Origin of the sequence: Mesorhizobium sp. M0496 (assembly GCF_040321205.1) — a bacterium.
Taxonomy (GTDB): Bacteria; Pseudomonadota; Alphaproteobacteria; order Rhizobiales; family Rhizobiaceae; genus Mesorhizobium.
Genome location: NZ_JAMYRC010000009.1, coordinates 1 through 15,074 on the forward strand (window position 1 = coordinate 1; position 15,074 = coordinate 15,074).

Consider the following 15,074-nt stretch of genomic DNA (forward strand, 5'->3'; position numbering starts at 1 on the left):
TAAACCGCTTTCTCTTCATCAGTCCGTCCTTCAATCAAGGCCCGGACTCTAATCTCAGATGGAGGAAATTCTCAGTGGCAGGTCATGATGAACAGGCCTGTGTGGGTCTGGCCGGCGAGCGTATAGGTTCCGGCCAGAGTTCCGTCGGGCATCATCATAAAACTGACGTCCGCGCCATTCGGGAGGCGCCCAAGCTTCAACGTAGTCGCTGATTGTCCCTGAAAGGATTTATTTTTTTTCAGTACGTTACGTCGCAGATTGGCGTATTTTCGGCAGCGTTTGGGCAGGTCTGAATCACTCCCACTCGATTGTTCCCGGCGGCTTCGAGGTTACGTCGTAGACGACGCGGTTGATGCCGCGGACTTCGTTGATGATGCGGGTGGCGGCCGCACCGAGGAAGGCCATGTCGTAGTGGTAGAAATCCGCCGTCATGCCGTCGACCGAGGTGACGGCGCGCAAAGCGCAGACGAATTCGTAGGTGCGGCCGTCGCCCATTACGCCAACCGTCTGCACCGGCAACAGCACGGCGAAGGCCTGCCAGATGGCGTCGTAGAGGCCGGCCTTGCGGATCTCGTCGAGATAGATGGCGTCTGCCTCGCGCAGGATCTCCAGCTTTTCGCGGGTGATGCCACCGGGGCAGCGGATGGCGAGACCCGGACCTGGGAATGGATGCCGGCCGATGAAGCTCTCGGGCAGACCGAGCTCCTTGCCGAGCGCCCTCACCTCGTCTTTGAACAGTTCGCGCAGGGGCTCGACCAGCTGCATGTTCATGCGCGCGGGCAGGCCGCCGACATTGTGATGCGACTTGATCGTCACCGACGGGCCGCCGGTGAAGGAAACGCTTTCGATGACGTCGGGATAGAGTGTGCCCTGCGCCAGGAATTCGGCGCCGCCGAGTTTCTTGGCCTCCTCCTCGAACACCTCGATGAACAGCCGGCCGATGGTCTTGCGCTTTTTCTCCGGGTCCGACTCGCCCTCCAGGGCGCCGATGAAGCGGTCCGATGCGTTCACCAGAATGAGCGGCAAATTGTAGTGCTCGCGGAACATCGCCACCACGCCCGCGGCCTCGTCCTTGCGCATCAGGCCGTGGTCGACAAGTATGCAGGTCAGCTGGTCGCCGACCGCTTCATGGATCAGCAGTGCCGCGACCGAGGAGTCGACGCCGCCCGACAACGCGCAAATGACCTTGCCCTTGCCGACCTGCTTGCGAATGGCCTCGACGGCGTGCTCGCGGTAGGCACGCATGGTCCAGTCGCCCTCGATGCCGGCGATGTTGTGGACGAAGTTGCGCAGCAGTCGGGCGCCATCGGGCGTATGCACCACCTCGGGGTGGAACATGATGCCGTACATCTTGCGCTCGATGTTGCCGAAGATGGCGAAGGGCGAGCCTTCCGACTTGCCGAACACTTCGAACCCCTGGGGCAAGGAGATGACGCGGTCGCCATGGCTCATCCACACCTGGTGGCGCTGGCCGGGTGCCCACAGGCCCTCGAACAGCGGGCTGTCCTTTTCGATCTCGACGAAGGCGCGGCCGAACTCGCGATGGTCGGAGCTTTCGGCGACGCCGCCCATCTGCACGCACATGGCCATCTGACCATAGCAGATGCCAAGCACCGGCACGCCGGCGTCGAAGACGATCTGCGGCGCGCGCGGGCTGCCGATGTCGCCGGTCGAAGCCGGGCCGCCGGACAGGATGACGGCTTTCGGATTGATGCGCTTGAATGCCGCTTCGGCCGACTGGAACGGCACGATCTCGGAAAACACGCCGGCCTCGCGGATGCGGCGGGCGATGAGCTGGGTAAACTGGCTGCCGAAATCGACAATCAGGATGGTGTGGGGATGATTGGCTGTTTTCATGGCGAGCGTTTAGAGAAAGAAATGAGTCGGCGCAATGGGTTGCGAGGCCTGGCTGTCACTTCGATTCCACGACTTCACCTTCAGCGCCAGCGTCTTCATCCATTGCAGCAGCCCCTCCGGCCGCAAGCGCCCGCAGAGCACCCATCAGCGCAGTGAACCGCTCCTCGCCGATGCGACCGACATAGCGGCGCTCGATCTCCATCTTGATACGATCGCCGTCTCGCAAGGCATCCAGCCCCTTGCGGGTGTAGCGCACCAGCTTGCCGCGGCCATCTTGCGGATCAGCCAGACGCTCGACGATGCCTTCCGCCTCGAGGCCGTCGAGCAGTTGTTGGATCGCCTGCTTGGAGATTGCCGAGCGTTCAATCAAGGCCGACTGGCGCATGCCAGCCCTGGTGATGTGTCCAAGCAGTCCGGCGCGCGCTTCGGTGAACCAGCCGTGACCGGCGGCCCGCATCGCCGCGGCGAATTCGGCCTGCCAGGCACGGCTTGCCTGCCATAGCCGCCAGCCGACGTGATCGGGCAGCGCTTCGGCTTTTTCGTCAAGCTCCTTGACCATTCACTCCAGGCTCCATATAGTCAAGATACTTGACGATGCTCATGCCGTCGAGGCTATTTCGAACTCAAGCATGTGGACAGGGAACCATGACAATTCTCGACAAGAACACGCTGGCCGTTATCATGATTGGCACCACGCATGTCATCGACATGGGCGGCAAGGACGCCTTCATCCACTACGAAAACGAAAACCGGGCGCATATGCTGCTGCCGGATGGTACCCTTTTCCATGGGCTTTGGACGCTGCTCGACGATGGCTACAAAGTCGAATGGAAGGACGGTCCCACCGGCTCCTGGAAACTCGATCATTCGCCGGGAGCAATCGACTATGTCGATGCAAACGGCGCCGTGCGCGGGCGTATTTCGCGCATCGATTTCGGCGATCCAGCGAGCTTGGCGGCTTGATCCGATCTGCGGTCAGGCGCCGAGCAGACCGTCGCCGATTGCCTGTTCCAGCAGCCCGACCGCCCCGGCGAGCTTCTCGTCGATGACATGCAGATATTCGGTCCAGTCGTTGACGTGCCTGAGATCCGCCGCGCCGTCGGAAATGCCGCGCAGCCCGACCAGCGCGATGTCGAACAGCTGGCAGGCGCGCAGGCAAGCGAAGGTTTCCATGTCGACCATGTCGGCGGCGATCGCGTCATAGGCCGCGCCAGTAACGATCGCGCCGCCGGTCGACAGCGTCGCTTCCTTGATTCCAGGAATTCGCAGGGGCAGCGGCACCGTCACCGGCAGATCGAGAAACGGGGTCGCCCCTTTCTCGAAACCGAGCGGCGAGGCGTCGATGTCGCGATAGCTGACCGAGACCGCCTGGTAGATCTCGGTCTGCTCCAGCGTCCGGCTGCCGGCCGAGCCGAGCGACACGACGAGGTCCGGCAGCGCCTTCCGCGACTTCAGCCAGGAGAGTTCGGCGCCGAGCCTGACGCCGGCCTCGACCGGCCCGACGCCTGTCATCAATGGCGTGAACAGCCGCTTGAGGTGCGGGCCGTATTCGGCCTGCGCCGCCATGACGAAGAGGACGTCCTTGCCGCCTAGCCGCGCAACATTGCCCATCGGATCAGCCTTCGATGCCGTCACGCCCGACCACCGTCATCATCGTTCCGGTCATGGTGGCAATCAGCTTGGCCTCGCCGTCGGCGGCGAAGGCATAGGCCTGGCCGTCGGCGACGATGATGGTGCGGCCGGGTTTGGTCACCGAGCCGCGGAACAGGAAGCGCTCGCCCCGGCCGGGCGCCAGCAGATTGACCTTGAATTCGATCGTCAGCACGCCGGAGTTTTCCGGCATCAGCGAAAACGCCGCATAGCCGCAGGCCGAGTCCAGCGCGATCGAAATCACGCCTGCGTGGAGGAAGCCGTGCTGCTGGGTGAGTGCTACCGAATAGGGCATCTCGATCTCGATGATGCCGGGCGTCACCAGCGTCAGTTCGGCGCCGATCGTGGCCATCGCGTTCTGGCGCGCGAAGGAGGTCCTGACGCGGTCTTCATAGTCCGGGGCGGGTACGATCTTTGCTGCCATGGCCGCTGCTTTCCTTTATGCGGATAAGCTTATTGCAGAGGCATGGGTGGCAGGCAAATGCTTTTGCTGCACTGCAACAATCAGTCTCGTCTGCCGGCTAGGGATACGCATTCATCAGGGATTGGCGATATCCAATGGGTTCAAGCCGACCTGCGCAACGCACAGAAGTAAAACCCGTCGGTGCCGCTCAGCGCCGGCGACAGCGAAATGTCCCCTTTGGCGCCGATGCGTGCGGCTGCCTCATGACCGGGAAAACAGCTGTCCCAAAGCGCGCGATGATCGACCGGGACAAAACCGCTGTTGCGGTCCCGGAAGGCCGCGACCTGCTCGCCATTCTCCTCAGGGAAGACCGAGCAAGTGATGTAGACCAGCAGGCCGCCGGGTCTGACATAGGCCTTGGCGGCATCGAGAATCGCCGACTGTTCGCCCTTGCGGGCATCGAGCTGTCTTTGCGTCAGCCGCCATTTGGCGTCGGGACGGCGCCGCCAGGTGCCGCTGCCGGTGCAGGGCGCGTCGACCAGCACGATGTCCATGTGGTTGCCGAGCGGGGCGAGTTCGGCCGGCTTGGTGACGATCTGGACATTGCGGTTTTCCGAACGACGGATGCGGTCGAAGATCGGCGCCAGCCGCGCCTTTTCGGCGTCGTGGGCAAAGACCTGGCCTGTATTGCCCATCGAAGCCGACAGCGCCAGCGTCTTGCCGCCGGCGCCGGCGCAGAAATCCAGCACCTGCATGCCGGCTTCGGCTCCGGCAAGGGCAGCTACCACTTGCGAGCCTTCGTCCTGCACCTCGAACCAGCCTTTCTGGAAGGCCGGCTCGGCCTGCACGTTCGGGTGCCTGCCGTCGCCGTCGATCGGCGGAATGCGGATACCCTGCGGGGCGATTGCCGCGGGTTTCGCGCCGGTTCCCGACAGTTCGGCCAGCACCTTGTCGCGATTGGCCTGCAAGGTGTTGACCCTGAGGTCCAGTGGCGGGCGTGTCGCAAGCGCAGCGCCCTCGTCGACCCAAATGGGGCCGAAGGCCTGTTCGAAAAGCGGTTCGCACCAATCCGGTATGTCGGCCCGCACCGCGTCCGGCGCACCGGCGAGCCGGTGCCCGGCGATTGCCTGAAGCTCGTCGGCAGTCAGCAGCGGCGGTGCGAACTTGTCGCCATCGAGCGCGTCGTTGAGCGATTGTGCGGTCTGGCCCCATTCGAGCAGCAGCGCGCCAAAGCCGATGGCGCGCGGCGTGTCCTCGCCCAGCAGCCAGCCGGCGGAACGCTTGTGGCGCAAGGCGTCATAGACGATGTTGCCGATCGCCGCGCGGTCACCGCCGCCGGCGAAGCGATGCGACAGGCCCCAATCCTTCAGCGCGTCCGCCACCGGCCGGTGGCGCCGGCCGATGTCTTCAAGCACTTCGATGGCCGCAGCCAGCCGTCCGCCCAGTCGCATTCGTCATTCCATCATATCGAGCACATCTCAGCCTGCTCTTAGAGCTTTTCACGCCTGGATTGAACCCCGCTTCCGTCTGGCGACGATGAGGCAATCCAAACTCTGGCCAGCCACCCCGTCAGTAAACGCCCTCGGCCGGCAGCAGCAGATCGACCAGTAGATGAAAGGTCTCTAATGTTCGTGACTGGCGACTGCAAGCACGGCATGTGGCGCAACCGCTCTGCTTCCCAAGTTTTTCCGTTGAGAATACTCTTGGCGCCATGATTCGCGGCGCAGAAAAGGCGGACCGGCGGATCGCTACGAGGAGAGGGCAATGAAAACTTATCTGGCGGAAGTTCTAGGCACATTTCTATTGGTATTCATCGGTACGGCTTCTGTGGTGACAGGCGGCTTCGGCGGTGCGCTGCCGCTTGGCCAGGAAGGCATCGGTCTGGCGTTCGGCATCGGCCTCATTGCTGCGGCCTACGCGATCGGCCCGATTTCGGGCGCACATCTCAATCCGGCGGTGACGCTCGGCGTCTTCCTTGCCGGCCGGCTGCCGGCCAAGGACGTCATCCCCTATTGGATCGCGCAGGTCATCGGCGCCATCCTCGCCTCGCTGGCGTTGTGGATAATCGTCTCCGGCCAGGTCGGCGGACACACCGGCGGCTTCGGCGCCAATGGCTGGGACGTGGCCAAATGGGGCGTCAGCTCGGCGTTCCTGTGGGAAGTGATCGGCACCTTCACCTTCGTCACCGTGATCCTCGGCGTCACGGCTGAAAAGCACTCGACGGCGTTCGCCGGGCTGGTCATCGGCCTGACGCTGGCAGGATTGCATTTCGCCATCATCCCGGTGACCGGCACGTCGCTCAATCCGGCCCGCTCGATCGGCCCTGCGCTGTTTTCGGGCACTGCCGCGATCGGCCAGCTCTGGCTGTTCATCGTCGCACCGTTGATCGGCGGCGCCATCGCCGGCGTCGTCGCCAAGGCTCGAATCTTCGAGAAGGACTGAGCTTCGAAAGCCTGAATGAGGAAAAGGGCGCGGGCCAGTCCCGCGCCTTTTACTTTGGTGGATGATATTTTCGTCAAAGGCATAGCCGGGCCGGTCGTCGTTAGGACCCGAAAACGGACCTCCGGATGCCCTATGAAGCAGTCGCACCGTCTGCGATGGCGCGAGTCGTGTTCTGGTGAGGACGCGCCAAAAAATAGAATGCGGCTACGTGCGTGATCATCAGCAGCGGTACGTAGATGATCGGGATCGCATAGGCGGCGCCAAGTTGCTCCGCGTGTGCAGGAAGGCCTACCTGGATGGCGTGGTAATAGTCGACGACGAGCTCGACTGTGCCTACGAGATTGAAGGTGACGACGAACGGCCAGAAGAGCCGAGGCAGCCTCACCGTGAGCAGCGCCAGCATCGCCAGCAGCCCTGTTGCAAAGTCACCGTAGGCGGCGAACACGGCGAAGTGGGCTGGGAGATCGGGGCTGACGACGCCCGCCAGGATGAAAACGAGCCCGAAGAAGCGGAAGCTGTGCAGAGTGGCGATGGCCCGCTGCGCCGCGACCCGGTCCATTGAGTTCAGCCACGGCAGACCGTAGGCGCCGAAGCAGAGCAGCCACGCGACGTAGCCTAGAACGAGATGGGTTTGGAACAGAATTTCCGTGGACATTTTTAACCTCCTGTCGGCAGCTGGTTCACGCGACCTCCCAGTTTCAGCCGGTTACCTAAGCCAGCTTCCATAATTCGACCATCCGGTGTAATCACAACAACCTATGAAGCAGAACTACACAGTCCGGCATGGTGCGCTGGAGGGCATCGAGGTGTTCCTGGCCGTCGCCAGGCGCCGTAACTTCCGCCGTGCGGCCGCGGATCTCGGTGTGACGCCGTCCGCCGTGAGCCAGGCGGTGCGCACGCTGGAAGCCCGCATGGGTGCGGCGCTGTTCGTGCGCACGACGCGAAGCGTCGGTTTGACCGAGGCTGGCCAGCGGTTCCTCGAACGTGCAGGCCCTGCCTTCGAGGAACTCGTCGCGGCAGGCGAGGCCGCGCGCGATGTTGGTCAACGGCCGACCGGGCTGCTGCGCCTGTCCGTACCCCGCGCCGTCGTGCCGTTGATCCTGGAGCCGATGATCGCGTCGTTCTGCCGAACCTATCCCGAGATCGAACTGGAGATCGCCGCGAGCGACGAGATGGTCGATCTCGCGACCGGCGGGTTCGATGCCGGCATCCGCCTCGGCCAGTTCATCGCACCCGACATGATCGCGGTGCGGCTGACGCCATCGTTCCCGTTCCTGGTCGTCGGCAGCCCGGACTATCTCGAGCACCATGGCCGCCCCGAGCGCCTCGAGGATCTGCGCCACCATGCCTGCCTGCGCTTGCGCCGCTCGAACGGCGCCATCGCGCCCTGGTCCTTCGTCGACGGCAACGAGGCAATCGAGGCGATGGTCTCAGGCCCGCTGATCGCGCACGACTATCCGACGTTGCTCGGTGCGGCGATACAGGGCATCGGGCTGGCCCAGACGCCCCGACCCGTCGCCGAAGGTCCGATAGAACAGGGAAAACTCAAATCGGTGCTGGACGGCTTCGCCGCGACGACGCCGGGCGTCTTCCTTTATCATCCCGGTAAGCGCCAGGTCCTGCCGAAGCTGCGCGCCTTTATCGATCACCTCAAATCCGCAGCGTGAGGCTATGAGGGATGTCGCACCCTGCCCCCTCACGCCGTCTTCTGCGTCACCAATAGCAGCCGCCTCATTCGTGCAGTAATTGCCCGCTCGAACCAAAGCCTTCATGGTACAAATATAAGAAATAAATAAGTAAAAAATACCACGATATGAACCGTACCCGTCAAGAATGTTGTTCTTTCAGTACTAAAACTCACGTTGCATATGAAGAGCGCTAAAATCAAAAGCACTGTGTCAGTCGCTGGAAGCCCCAGGGTTAACCCTCTTCCCGTCAGCAGGCTGGCGGCTGCGACCGCCGGTATTGTCAAACCAATTGTAGCGCAAGCCGAACCCATCGCGACATTCAAACCGCGTTGCAGCTCATTGTTGAGGGAAGCGCGAACCGCCGAAATGGCCTCCGGCATCAAAACCAGCCCCGCGATCAACGCCCCCACAATACTGTCAGCCTGTGTCACCTCGTAGGTAACGAGCGTATTTTCAACACTTGCGGCGACTTGCTCGGCGAGCATTACAATGCCAATCAGCCCGATTAACAGGAGCAGAGTGCTGGCAGAGATGCTTTCGTGAGGGGCAGTCCGCAGCGAAACGCCGTGCGTCTGCCCTTCGACAAAGTCGTCTCGGTGCCGGACAGTTTGCGCGAACACAAAACTTGCATAGAGCAGCACCGAAAGCACGCTCACGAAACCAAGTTGAGCTGCTGAAAATGTGCCAGGATCGGTAGTTCGTGTGTAGGTCGGCAGAATAAGCGTCATGATGGTCAGCGCGGCCAGAACCGCCAGATATGCGCTGGTCCCTTGCCGAACGATTGCCTGCTTGCGATGGCGCCAGCCGCCAAGCGTGAGACACGTACCGACAACGCCGGTAGATGTAATCATCACCGTCGAGAAGACGGACTCACGTGCAAGCGTAGGGTTGTTTTCTCCATGCAGCATCATGGAAACGATGATCGACACTTCGATTGCCGTCACGGCAAAAGTCAGCACCAACGTACCGTAAGGCTCCCCTACACGCCGAGCTACCGCTTCGGCGTGGTCGAGCACCACGAAAATGGTGATAAACATGATCGCACTCGAAAGCGTTCCGACGAGGATCCTGACGCTCGGCGAACCTTCGTCTACCGACAGCCCGCTGGCTCTGACTGCGACAGCCATCACCAAGGCGGCCAACGGCATCGCATAAGAAGTCACCGATCGCGCGAAACCACTCATTTCAAGCCCCGTGCGTTTCTGCGAACCTTGCGGAAAGCCTATACTCACGCCGTCTTCTGCGTCACCAATCCCAGTTCCTCGACCATCGCCTGACGCATCAGGAACTTCTGCGGCTTGCCGGTCACCGTCATCGGCAATTCGCTGCGGAAGCGGATATGGCGGGGGATCTTGTAGTGGGCGATCTGGCCGGCGCAGAAGTTTTTGATTTCCTGCTCGGTGACGATCTGGCCGGGCTTGAGCACGATCCAGGCACACAGCTCCTCACCATATTTGGCGTCGGGAATGCCGAACACCTGCACCTCCTTGACCTTGGGATGGCGGTAGAGGAATTCCTCGACCTCGCGCGGGTAGACGTTCTCGCCGCCGCGGATGACCATGTCCTTGACCCGGCCGACGATGTTGCAATAGCCCTCGGCGTCGATGGTGGCGAGATCGCCGGTGTGCATCCAGCCGTCGCTGTCGATCGCCTCGCGGGTCTTCTCCTCGTCGTCCCAGTAGCCCTTCATCACGGAATAGCCGCGTGTGCAAAGCTCGCCCGGCGCGCCGACGGCGACGGTGGCGCCATCGGCATCGACCGCCTTGACCTCGACATGGGGGTGGATGCGCCCGACGGTCGAGACGCGCTTTTCCAGCGGGTCGTCGACGCCGCTCTGGAACGAGACCGGGCTGGTCTCGGTCATGCCATAGGCGATGGTCACCTCTTCCATGTGCATCAGCGACACCACCTTCTTCATCACCTCGATCGGGCATGGCGAGCCGGCCATGATGCCGGTGCGCAGGCTGGAGAGATCGAAGGACGGGAAATCCGGGTGATCGAGGAGGGCTACGAACATCGTCGGCACGCCGTAGAGCCCGGTGCAGCGTTCCTGCGCCACCGCCTTCAGCGTGGCGCCGGCATCGAAGCCCTCGCCCGGAAAAACCATGGTGGCGCCCTTCGACACGCAGCCCATCGTGCCCATCGACATGCCGAAGCAGTGGTAGAGCGGCACCGGGATGCAGAGCCGGTCGTCGACGGTCAGTTTGATCGCCGAGGTGACGAAATTGCCGTTGTTGACGATGTTGTTGTGGGTCAGCGTCGCGCCCTTGGGCGCCCCTGTCGTGCCTGACGTGAACTGGATGTTGATGGCCTCGCTCGGTTTCAGCCCCTCCGAGATGCGGTCGAGGCTGTCATGCTCGTCGCGTCCGGCCATGGCCAATACATCGCCAAAATTGAACATGCCGGGTGAGTTGTCCTCGCCCATGCGGATGACGATCTTCAGCGCCGGCAGTTTTTGCGCCTTGAGCTTGCCCGGCGTGGCCTTGGCAATCTCCGGCGCCAGCGTCTCGATCATGCCCAGATAGTCGGAGGTCTTGAACTTGGCCGCCGTGACCAGCGCCTTGCAGCCGACCTTGTTCAGCGCGTAGTCCAGCTCGGTCAGCCGGTAGGCCGGGTTGATGTTGACCAGGATCAGGCCGATGCGGGCGGTGGCGAATTGCGTCACCAGCCATTCCCATCGGTTGGGCGACCAGATGCCGACGCGATCGCCTTTTACCAACCCCAGCGCCAGGAAGCCGGCGGCCAGCGCATCGACGGTGTCCGACAGTTCGCTCCAGGTGAAGCGCTTGTCCTGATCGACGAAAACGGCGGCATCTTGCGTACCGTACTTGCTGACGGTGTCGGAAAGTAGCGCGGGAATCGTCTTGTCGAGCAGCGGCACGCTGCGCTCACCCGAGACATGCGCCTTGCCGTCGACGGGTGCCACGAAAACACCGCCATTGCGCGCTCCGCGTCCACGCAAATTGCTGGCGTTCTTTAGCTCGTCGAGATTGACTGGCATCGCTCTCTCCTCCCGGGACTGGCCGAGCCTATCAGCCCGAGGGGGTGGTGAAAATCCCGCCGATAGTCGTGGCAGAGCACCGATCCGGTCAACGATGCTTCGGAGACTCGCGTTGGCTGGCGAAGCATCAAAACGCAAAAACCCGCCTGGGCGGCGGGTCGCTGGCGCAAATCAGCACCATGGACAAATATGTACCATAGCTGAGGGCACGGAGTCAAGAAAAAATTCCTATCGCGAAGAAACTAACGGCACAAAAGCTGCTAACACTGGTCGCCGTCAGCTTTTTGTTAATCTGAGTTCGGAGCCCTGTGCCGCCGGGCTGGCCGCCGTCAGCTTTTTGTCAAGCTGGGTTCGAAGCCCGGGGGTAGTGGAGGTGTGGGAAGGCCCCGCCGCTATCCGACCGCTGCCGCTACCTTCGCAGCAATATCGCGCAGGATCGCTTCATCCGCCGCCGCCCGTGTCTTCCTCGACGCCACCAGACAGGCCTGCGAGCGCAGGACAAGGCCGTCGCCCAGCACCTTGAGATGATTGGCGCGCAGCGTCGAGCCAGTGGTGGTGATGTCGACGATGACATCGGCCAGCCCCGCCGCCGGCGCGCCTTCGGTGGCGCCGAGGCTCTCGACGATGCGGTAGACCTGGATGCCGTGTTTTTGCGAGAAGAATTGCTGGGTCAATCGCCAGTATTTGGTGGCAATGCGCAGCCGCCTGCCGTGGCGCTGGCGAAAGTCGGCGGCGACGTCGTCGAGGTCGGCCATGGTGTCGACGTCGAGCCAGATGTCGGGCACGGCCACCACGACATCGGCACTGCCGAAGCCGAGACGGGCGATGATTTCAGCGCGGGTTTCCCAGTCGGCGAGGTTTTCACGCACCAAATCCTCGCCGGTGATGCCGAGATCGATCGCGCCCTGGCCGATCTCGCCTGATATTTCGGAAGCCGACAGGAACACCACTTCGACATTGTCCAGGCCCTCGACGCGGGCGTGGTACTTGCGCTCATCACCTGGCAGGCTGACGGTGAGGCCGGCTTTGGCCAGCACGTGCAGCGCCTGCTCTTTCAGGCGGCCTTTCGACGGGATCGCCAGCGTGATCATGGCGCCATCTCGCGCAACGCCTCGATGCGGTCGAGCCAGACGGAAAAGCCGACGCCTGGGATCGGCGTTTTCGCGCCGAGCAAGGTCAGCAGCCGGTCATAGCGGCCGCCACCGACCAGCGGCCGGTCGCCCCGGTCGCCATTGTCAGCCGCGATTTCGAAAACCAGGCCGGTGTAGTAATCGAGCGGCCGGCCGAAAGCGGCATCGTAGCGGATTTTTCCGGCCGGCAGGCCGTGCGCCTCGATCGCCTGGGCACGGGCGGCGAACTTCTCCAGCGCAGTATCAAGCGAAAGCCCGGCAGCGCTGGCGAAGGAGGCCAGCGCCTCGGCCGCGCCGGCGAGCGGCACGTCGATCGCCAGAAAACCCTTCAGCGCCGCGAAGGCTTCATTCGACAGCCTCACGCTGCGCAGTTCGGCTTTCTCGATCAGCCGCCGCGCAATGTCGGATGGCGGGCGTCCGGCGGATGCCGACAGGCCGGCCTCTTCCATGCCACTGGCGATGTGAGCGGAAAGACCGTCCAGATCACCGTCGAGAACGAGAGCAGCGACCGCGCCGGGGAGCTGGCCGTTGCGCGGCGGATTGGCGAGATCGGCGAGTGCCGCCTCAAGCATCGGCGCTGAGCCGAAGGCGCGGGCAAGACGCATGCGCCAGCCGCGCGGCAGGCCAAGGGCTGCCAGCACCGCCTCGAAAATGGTCTGGTCGCCGAGCGTGATCGCCAGCGCCTGGCCGGGCAGCACCAAGGCAAGCAGCGCATGCGCATCGGCCAGCGAGCGAGCATCGGCTTGCGCCGTATCACGATCGCCAAGATCCTCGATGCCAGCCTGGAAGAACTCGTTGCCGCCTTCACGGCGCTGGCGGAAGACCTCGCCGAGATAGGAATAGCGGCGCGGCGTGCCGGCTTGCGAATGGATGTGGTCGAGGCAGACCGGAATGGTGAATTCCGGCCGCAGGCACAATGTCTGGCCCGTTTCGCTTTCGGTCAGGAAGATACGGCGGCGCAAATCCTCGCCGGCCATGTCGAGGAACGGGTCGGCCGGCTGCAATATGGCGACCTCGACGGCGTGCGTGTTGCGCGTGGCGAAGAGGTTGGTGATATCGGCTGCGATGGCGGGGTAGCGGGAGGTCATGAAGCGCCACCTTCCCTTCTCCCCTTGTGGGAGAAGGTGGGTTGGCGCGTAGCGCCAAGACGGATGAGGGGTGCTGGACGGAATAAGGCGTTGGTGTTCCCTGGAACACCCCTCATCCGACCTCGCTTCGCGAGGCCACCTTCTCCCACAAGGGGAGAAGGACAAGAGAGGCCGGCGCTCGTCACTTAGACCGTTCCTCGGCCTGCGCCGCCAAAATCTTCTTCACCTCCGCGACCAGCTCGCTTTCCGCCACCGTCACCTGCGCCGGGCGGGCGGCGCGCCATTCGGCGTTGTCGGTGATCTCGGCCGACATGCGCGCGCCTTCGATCAGGTCCTTGATCTGCAGCTCGCCCTTGGCGCGCTCGTCGCCGCCCTGGATGATTGCAACCGGGCAGCCGCGGCGATCCGCATATTTGAGCTGTGCTTTCATGCCGGCGCCGCCGAGGTACATTTCCGAGCGGATGCCGGCGGCACGCAGTTCCGAAACCATCTTCTGGTAGCGGCCGAGGCTGTCGGTATCCTTGTCCATCACCAACACCACGACCGGCGCGATTACATCCGCGCTGTCGAGCTTGCCGAGGTTCTTCAGCGCGGTCATCAGCCTGGAGACGCCGATGGAGAAACCGGTCGCCGGCACCGGCTCGCCGCGAAAGCGCGAGACGAGGCCATCATAGCGGCCACCGCCGCCGACCGAGCCGAAGCGCACGATCTGGCCGTCCTCGTTGGGGATTTCGGCCAGAAGCTCGGCCTCGAAGACCGGGCCGGTGTAGTATTCGAGGCCGCGAACGACCGAGCGGTCCATGGCAATACGGTCTTCGCCATATCCCGCCGCCCTGACCAGGGCCTCAATCGTCGACAGTTCGCCGACACCTTCCTGGTAGACCGCGTTCGAACTGACCATGGTATCCTGGCCGGCATGTGCATTCCTCGCTGTCGCGAGAAGAACCGCCTCGGCTTGTCCGCTGTTCAACCCGGCGCCCTTGGCGAAGTCGCCCTCGCCTTCCTTGCCGCCATCCCAGCGCCCCGGCCCAAGCAAAAGCTTCACCCCTTCCGGCCCGAGCTTGTCCAGCTTGTCGATCGCCCGCAGCACCGTCAGCCGGCGGCCGGTATTCTCCTCGCCGCCAAGGCCGATCGCCTCCAGAACGCCGTCCAGAACCTTGCGGTTGTTGACGCGGATGATGTAGTCGCCGCGCTTGATACCCAGCGCTTCCATGACGTCGGCCATCATCATCGCCATCTCGGCGTCGGCGGCCACGCCAGGCGTGCCGATCGTGTCGGCGTCGAACTGCATGAACTGGCGGAAGCGGCCAGGACCAGGCTTCTCGTTGCGGAACACCCAGCCGGAGCGATAGCTGCGATAGGGTTTTGGCAGGCGCTCGTAATTCTCGGCGACGAAGCGCGCCGTCGGCGCGGTCAGGTCATAGCGCAGCGACAGCCACTGGTCGTCGTCATCCTGGAAGGAGAATACCCCTTCGTTCGGCCGGTCCTGGTCGGGCAGGAATTTTCCGAGCGCGTCCGTGTATTCGATCAACGGCTGGTCGGCCGGTTCAAAACCATAAAGCTCATAGACCGAGCGGATCGTCACCATCATCTTCTCGACGGCGCGGATGTCCTCGGCGCTGCGGTCGGCAAAACCGCGCGGCAGTCGCGCTTTCGTCTTTTCCGATTTATCGGCCATGAGATGGGTACTCGGTGTTTCGTGGCGCTGTGCGATAGGAAATTTCCTATTTCCGCAGCGCGCGTGTCCTAACCGATGCAGCTTTGTGCGGCAAGGGTTTGCAGCCTTGCCTCTCCCTGCCGAGAGAAGGCGGAACC

Annotated in this window: 15 protein-coding genes; 4 read left to right on the plus strand and 11 right to left on the minus strand. The window is 63.1% G+C overall.

Annotated features, from left to right (window positions below; translation table 11 throughout):
- The coding region (locus NKI73_RS10915; protein WP_352629365.1) for a hypothetical protein at positions 1 to 212 on the plus strand (212 nt) is incomplete at its 5' end.
- Between the two features lie 82 nt (positions 213 to 294).
- On the opposite strand, the gene guaA is transcribed toward NKI73_RS10915, so the two are convergent.
- Together guaA and NKI73_RS10925 are read right to left on the minus strand one after the other, a co-directional pair.
- Positions 295 to 1,857 (minus strand): glutamine-hydrolyzing GMP synthase, encoded by a 1,563-nt coding sequence (guaA, locus tag NKI73_RS10920; protein ID WP_352629368.1) that lies wholly within the window; start codon positions 1,855 to 1,857, stop codon positions 295 to 297.
- Positions 1,858 to 1,912: 55 nt separating this feature from the next.
- Positions 1,913 to 2,416, minus strand: coding sequence for a MarR family winged helix-turn-helix transcriptional regulator (locus NKI73_RS10925; protein WP_352629370.1), 504 nt, complete (start codon positions 2,414 to 2,416; stop codon positions 1,913 to 1,915).
- Between the two features lie 86 nt (positions 2,417 to 2,502).
- Between NKI73_RS10925 and NKI73_RS10930 the strand changes: the two genes are divergently transcribed.
- Positions 2,503 to 2,820, plus strand: a complete 318-nt coding sequence (locus NKI73_RS10930; RefSeq protein ID WP_352629372.1) for a hypothetical protein — start codon at positions 2,503 to 2,505, stop codon at positions 2,818 to 2,820.
- A 12-nt stretch (positions 2,821 to 2,832) separates the two neighbouring features.
- Here NKI73_RS10930 and NKI73_RS10935 read toward each other — a convergent pair whose 3' ends face one another.
- The 3 genes from NKI73_RS10935 to NKI73_RS10945 all read right to left on the minus strand — a co-directional run bounded on the left by NKI73_RS10935 (position 2,833) and on the right by NKI73_RS10945 (position 5,361).
- Complete coding sequence (locus NKI73_RS10935) at positions 2,833 to 3,468, minus strand: 5'-methylthioadenosine/S-adenosylhomocysteine nucleosidase (protein WP_352629664.1); 636 nt, start codon at positions 3,466 to 3,468, stop codon at positions 2,833 to 2,835.
- Between the two features lie 4 nt (positions 3,469 to 3,472).
- A complete protein-coding gene (locus tag NKI73_RS10940) occupies positions 3,473 to 3,931 on the minus strand; it encodes a PaaI family thioesterase (protein ID WP_352629374.1) in 459 nt (152 codons plus the stop codon).
- A gap of 140 nt (positions 3,932 to 4,071) precedes the next feature.
- Positions 4,072 to 5,361 (minus strand): RsmB/NOP family class I SAM-dependent RNA methyltransferase, encoded by a 1,290-nt coding sequence (locus tag NKI73_RS10945; protein ID WP_352629376.1) that lies wholly within the window; start codon positions 5,359 to 5,361, stop codon positions 4,072 to 4,074.
- 313 nt (positions 5,362 to 5,674) lie between these two features.
- Between NKI73_RS10945 and NKI73_RS10950 the strand changes: the two genes are divergently transcribed.
- On the plus strand, positions 5,675 to 6,352 hold the full coding sequence (locus NKI73_RS10950) for an MIP family channel protein (RefSeq protein WP_352629378.1): 678 nt from the start codon (positions 5,675 to 5,677) through the stop codon (positions 6,350 to 6,352).
- 130 nt (positions 6,353 to 6,482) lie between these two features.
- Here NKI73_RS10950 and NKI73_RS10955 read toward each other — a convergent pair whose 3' ends face one another.
- Entirely contained in the window at positions 6,483 to 7,007 is a 525-nt protein-coding gene (locus NKI73_RS10955; RefSeq protein WP_352629380.1) for a DUF8737 domain-containing protein, read from the minus strand.
- 103 nt (positions 7,008 to 7,110) lie between these two features.
- Here NKI73_RS10955 and NKI73_RS10960 point away from each other — a divergent pair, with 103 nt between their 5' ends.
- Complete coding sequence (locus NKI73_RS10960) at positions 7,111 to 8,019, plus strand: LysR substrate-binding domain-containing protein (RefSeq protein WP_352629382.1); 909 nt, start codon at positions 7,111 to 7,113, stop codon at positions 8,017 to 8,019.
- Positions 8,020 to 8,120: 101 nt separating this feature from the next.
- Here NKI73_RS10960 and NKI73_RS10965 read toward each other — a convergent pair whose 3' ends face one another.
- The 5 genes from NKI73_RS10965 to hisS form a co-directional block, all read right to left on the minus strand.
- Positions 8,121 to 9,077: a calcium:cation antiporter gene (locus NKI73_RS10965; protein WP_352629384.1), complete on the minus strand. Its 957-nt coding sequence runs from the start codon at positions 9,075 to 9,077 to the stop codon at positions 8,121 to 8,123.
- 191 nt (positions 9,078 to 9,268) lie between these two features.
- Positions 9,269 to 11,041 (minus strand): AMP-binding protein, encoded by a 1,773-nt coding sequence (locus tag NKI73_RS10970; RefSeq protein ID WP_352629386.1) that lies wholly within the window; start codon positions 11,039 to 11,041, stop codon positions 9,269 to 9,271.
- A 392-nt stretch (positions 11,042 to 11,433) separates the two neighbouring features.
- Entirely contained in the window at positions 11,434 to 12,132 is a 699-nt protein-coding gene (gene hisG, locus NKI73_RS10975) for an ATP phosphoribosyltransferase (RefSeq protein WP_352629388.1), read from the minus strand.
- On the minus strand, positions 12,129 to 13,259 hold the full coding sequence (locus NKI73_RS10980; RefSeq protein ID WP_352629390.1) for an ATP phosphoribosyltransferase regulatory subunit: 1,131 nt from the start codon (positions 13,257 to 13,259) through the stop codon (positions 12,129 to 12,131). The genes hisG and NKI73_RS10980 overlap by 4 nt, the downstream gene beginning before the upstream one ends.
- A 181-nt stretch (positions 13,260 to 13,440) precedes the next feature.
- Complete coding sequence (hisS, locus tag NKI73_RS10985) at positions 13,441 to 14,937, minus strand: histidine--tRNA ligase (RefSeq protein WP_352629392.1); 1,497 nt, start codon at positions 14,935 to 14,937, stop codon at positions 13,441 to 13,443.
- Between the last annotated feature and the right edge of the window lie 137 nt (positions 14,938 to 15,074).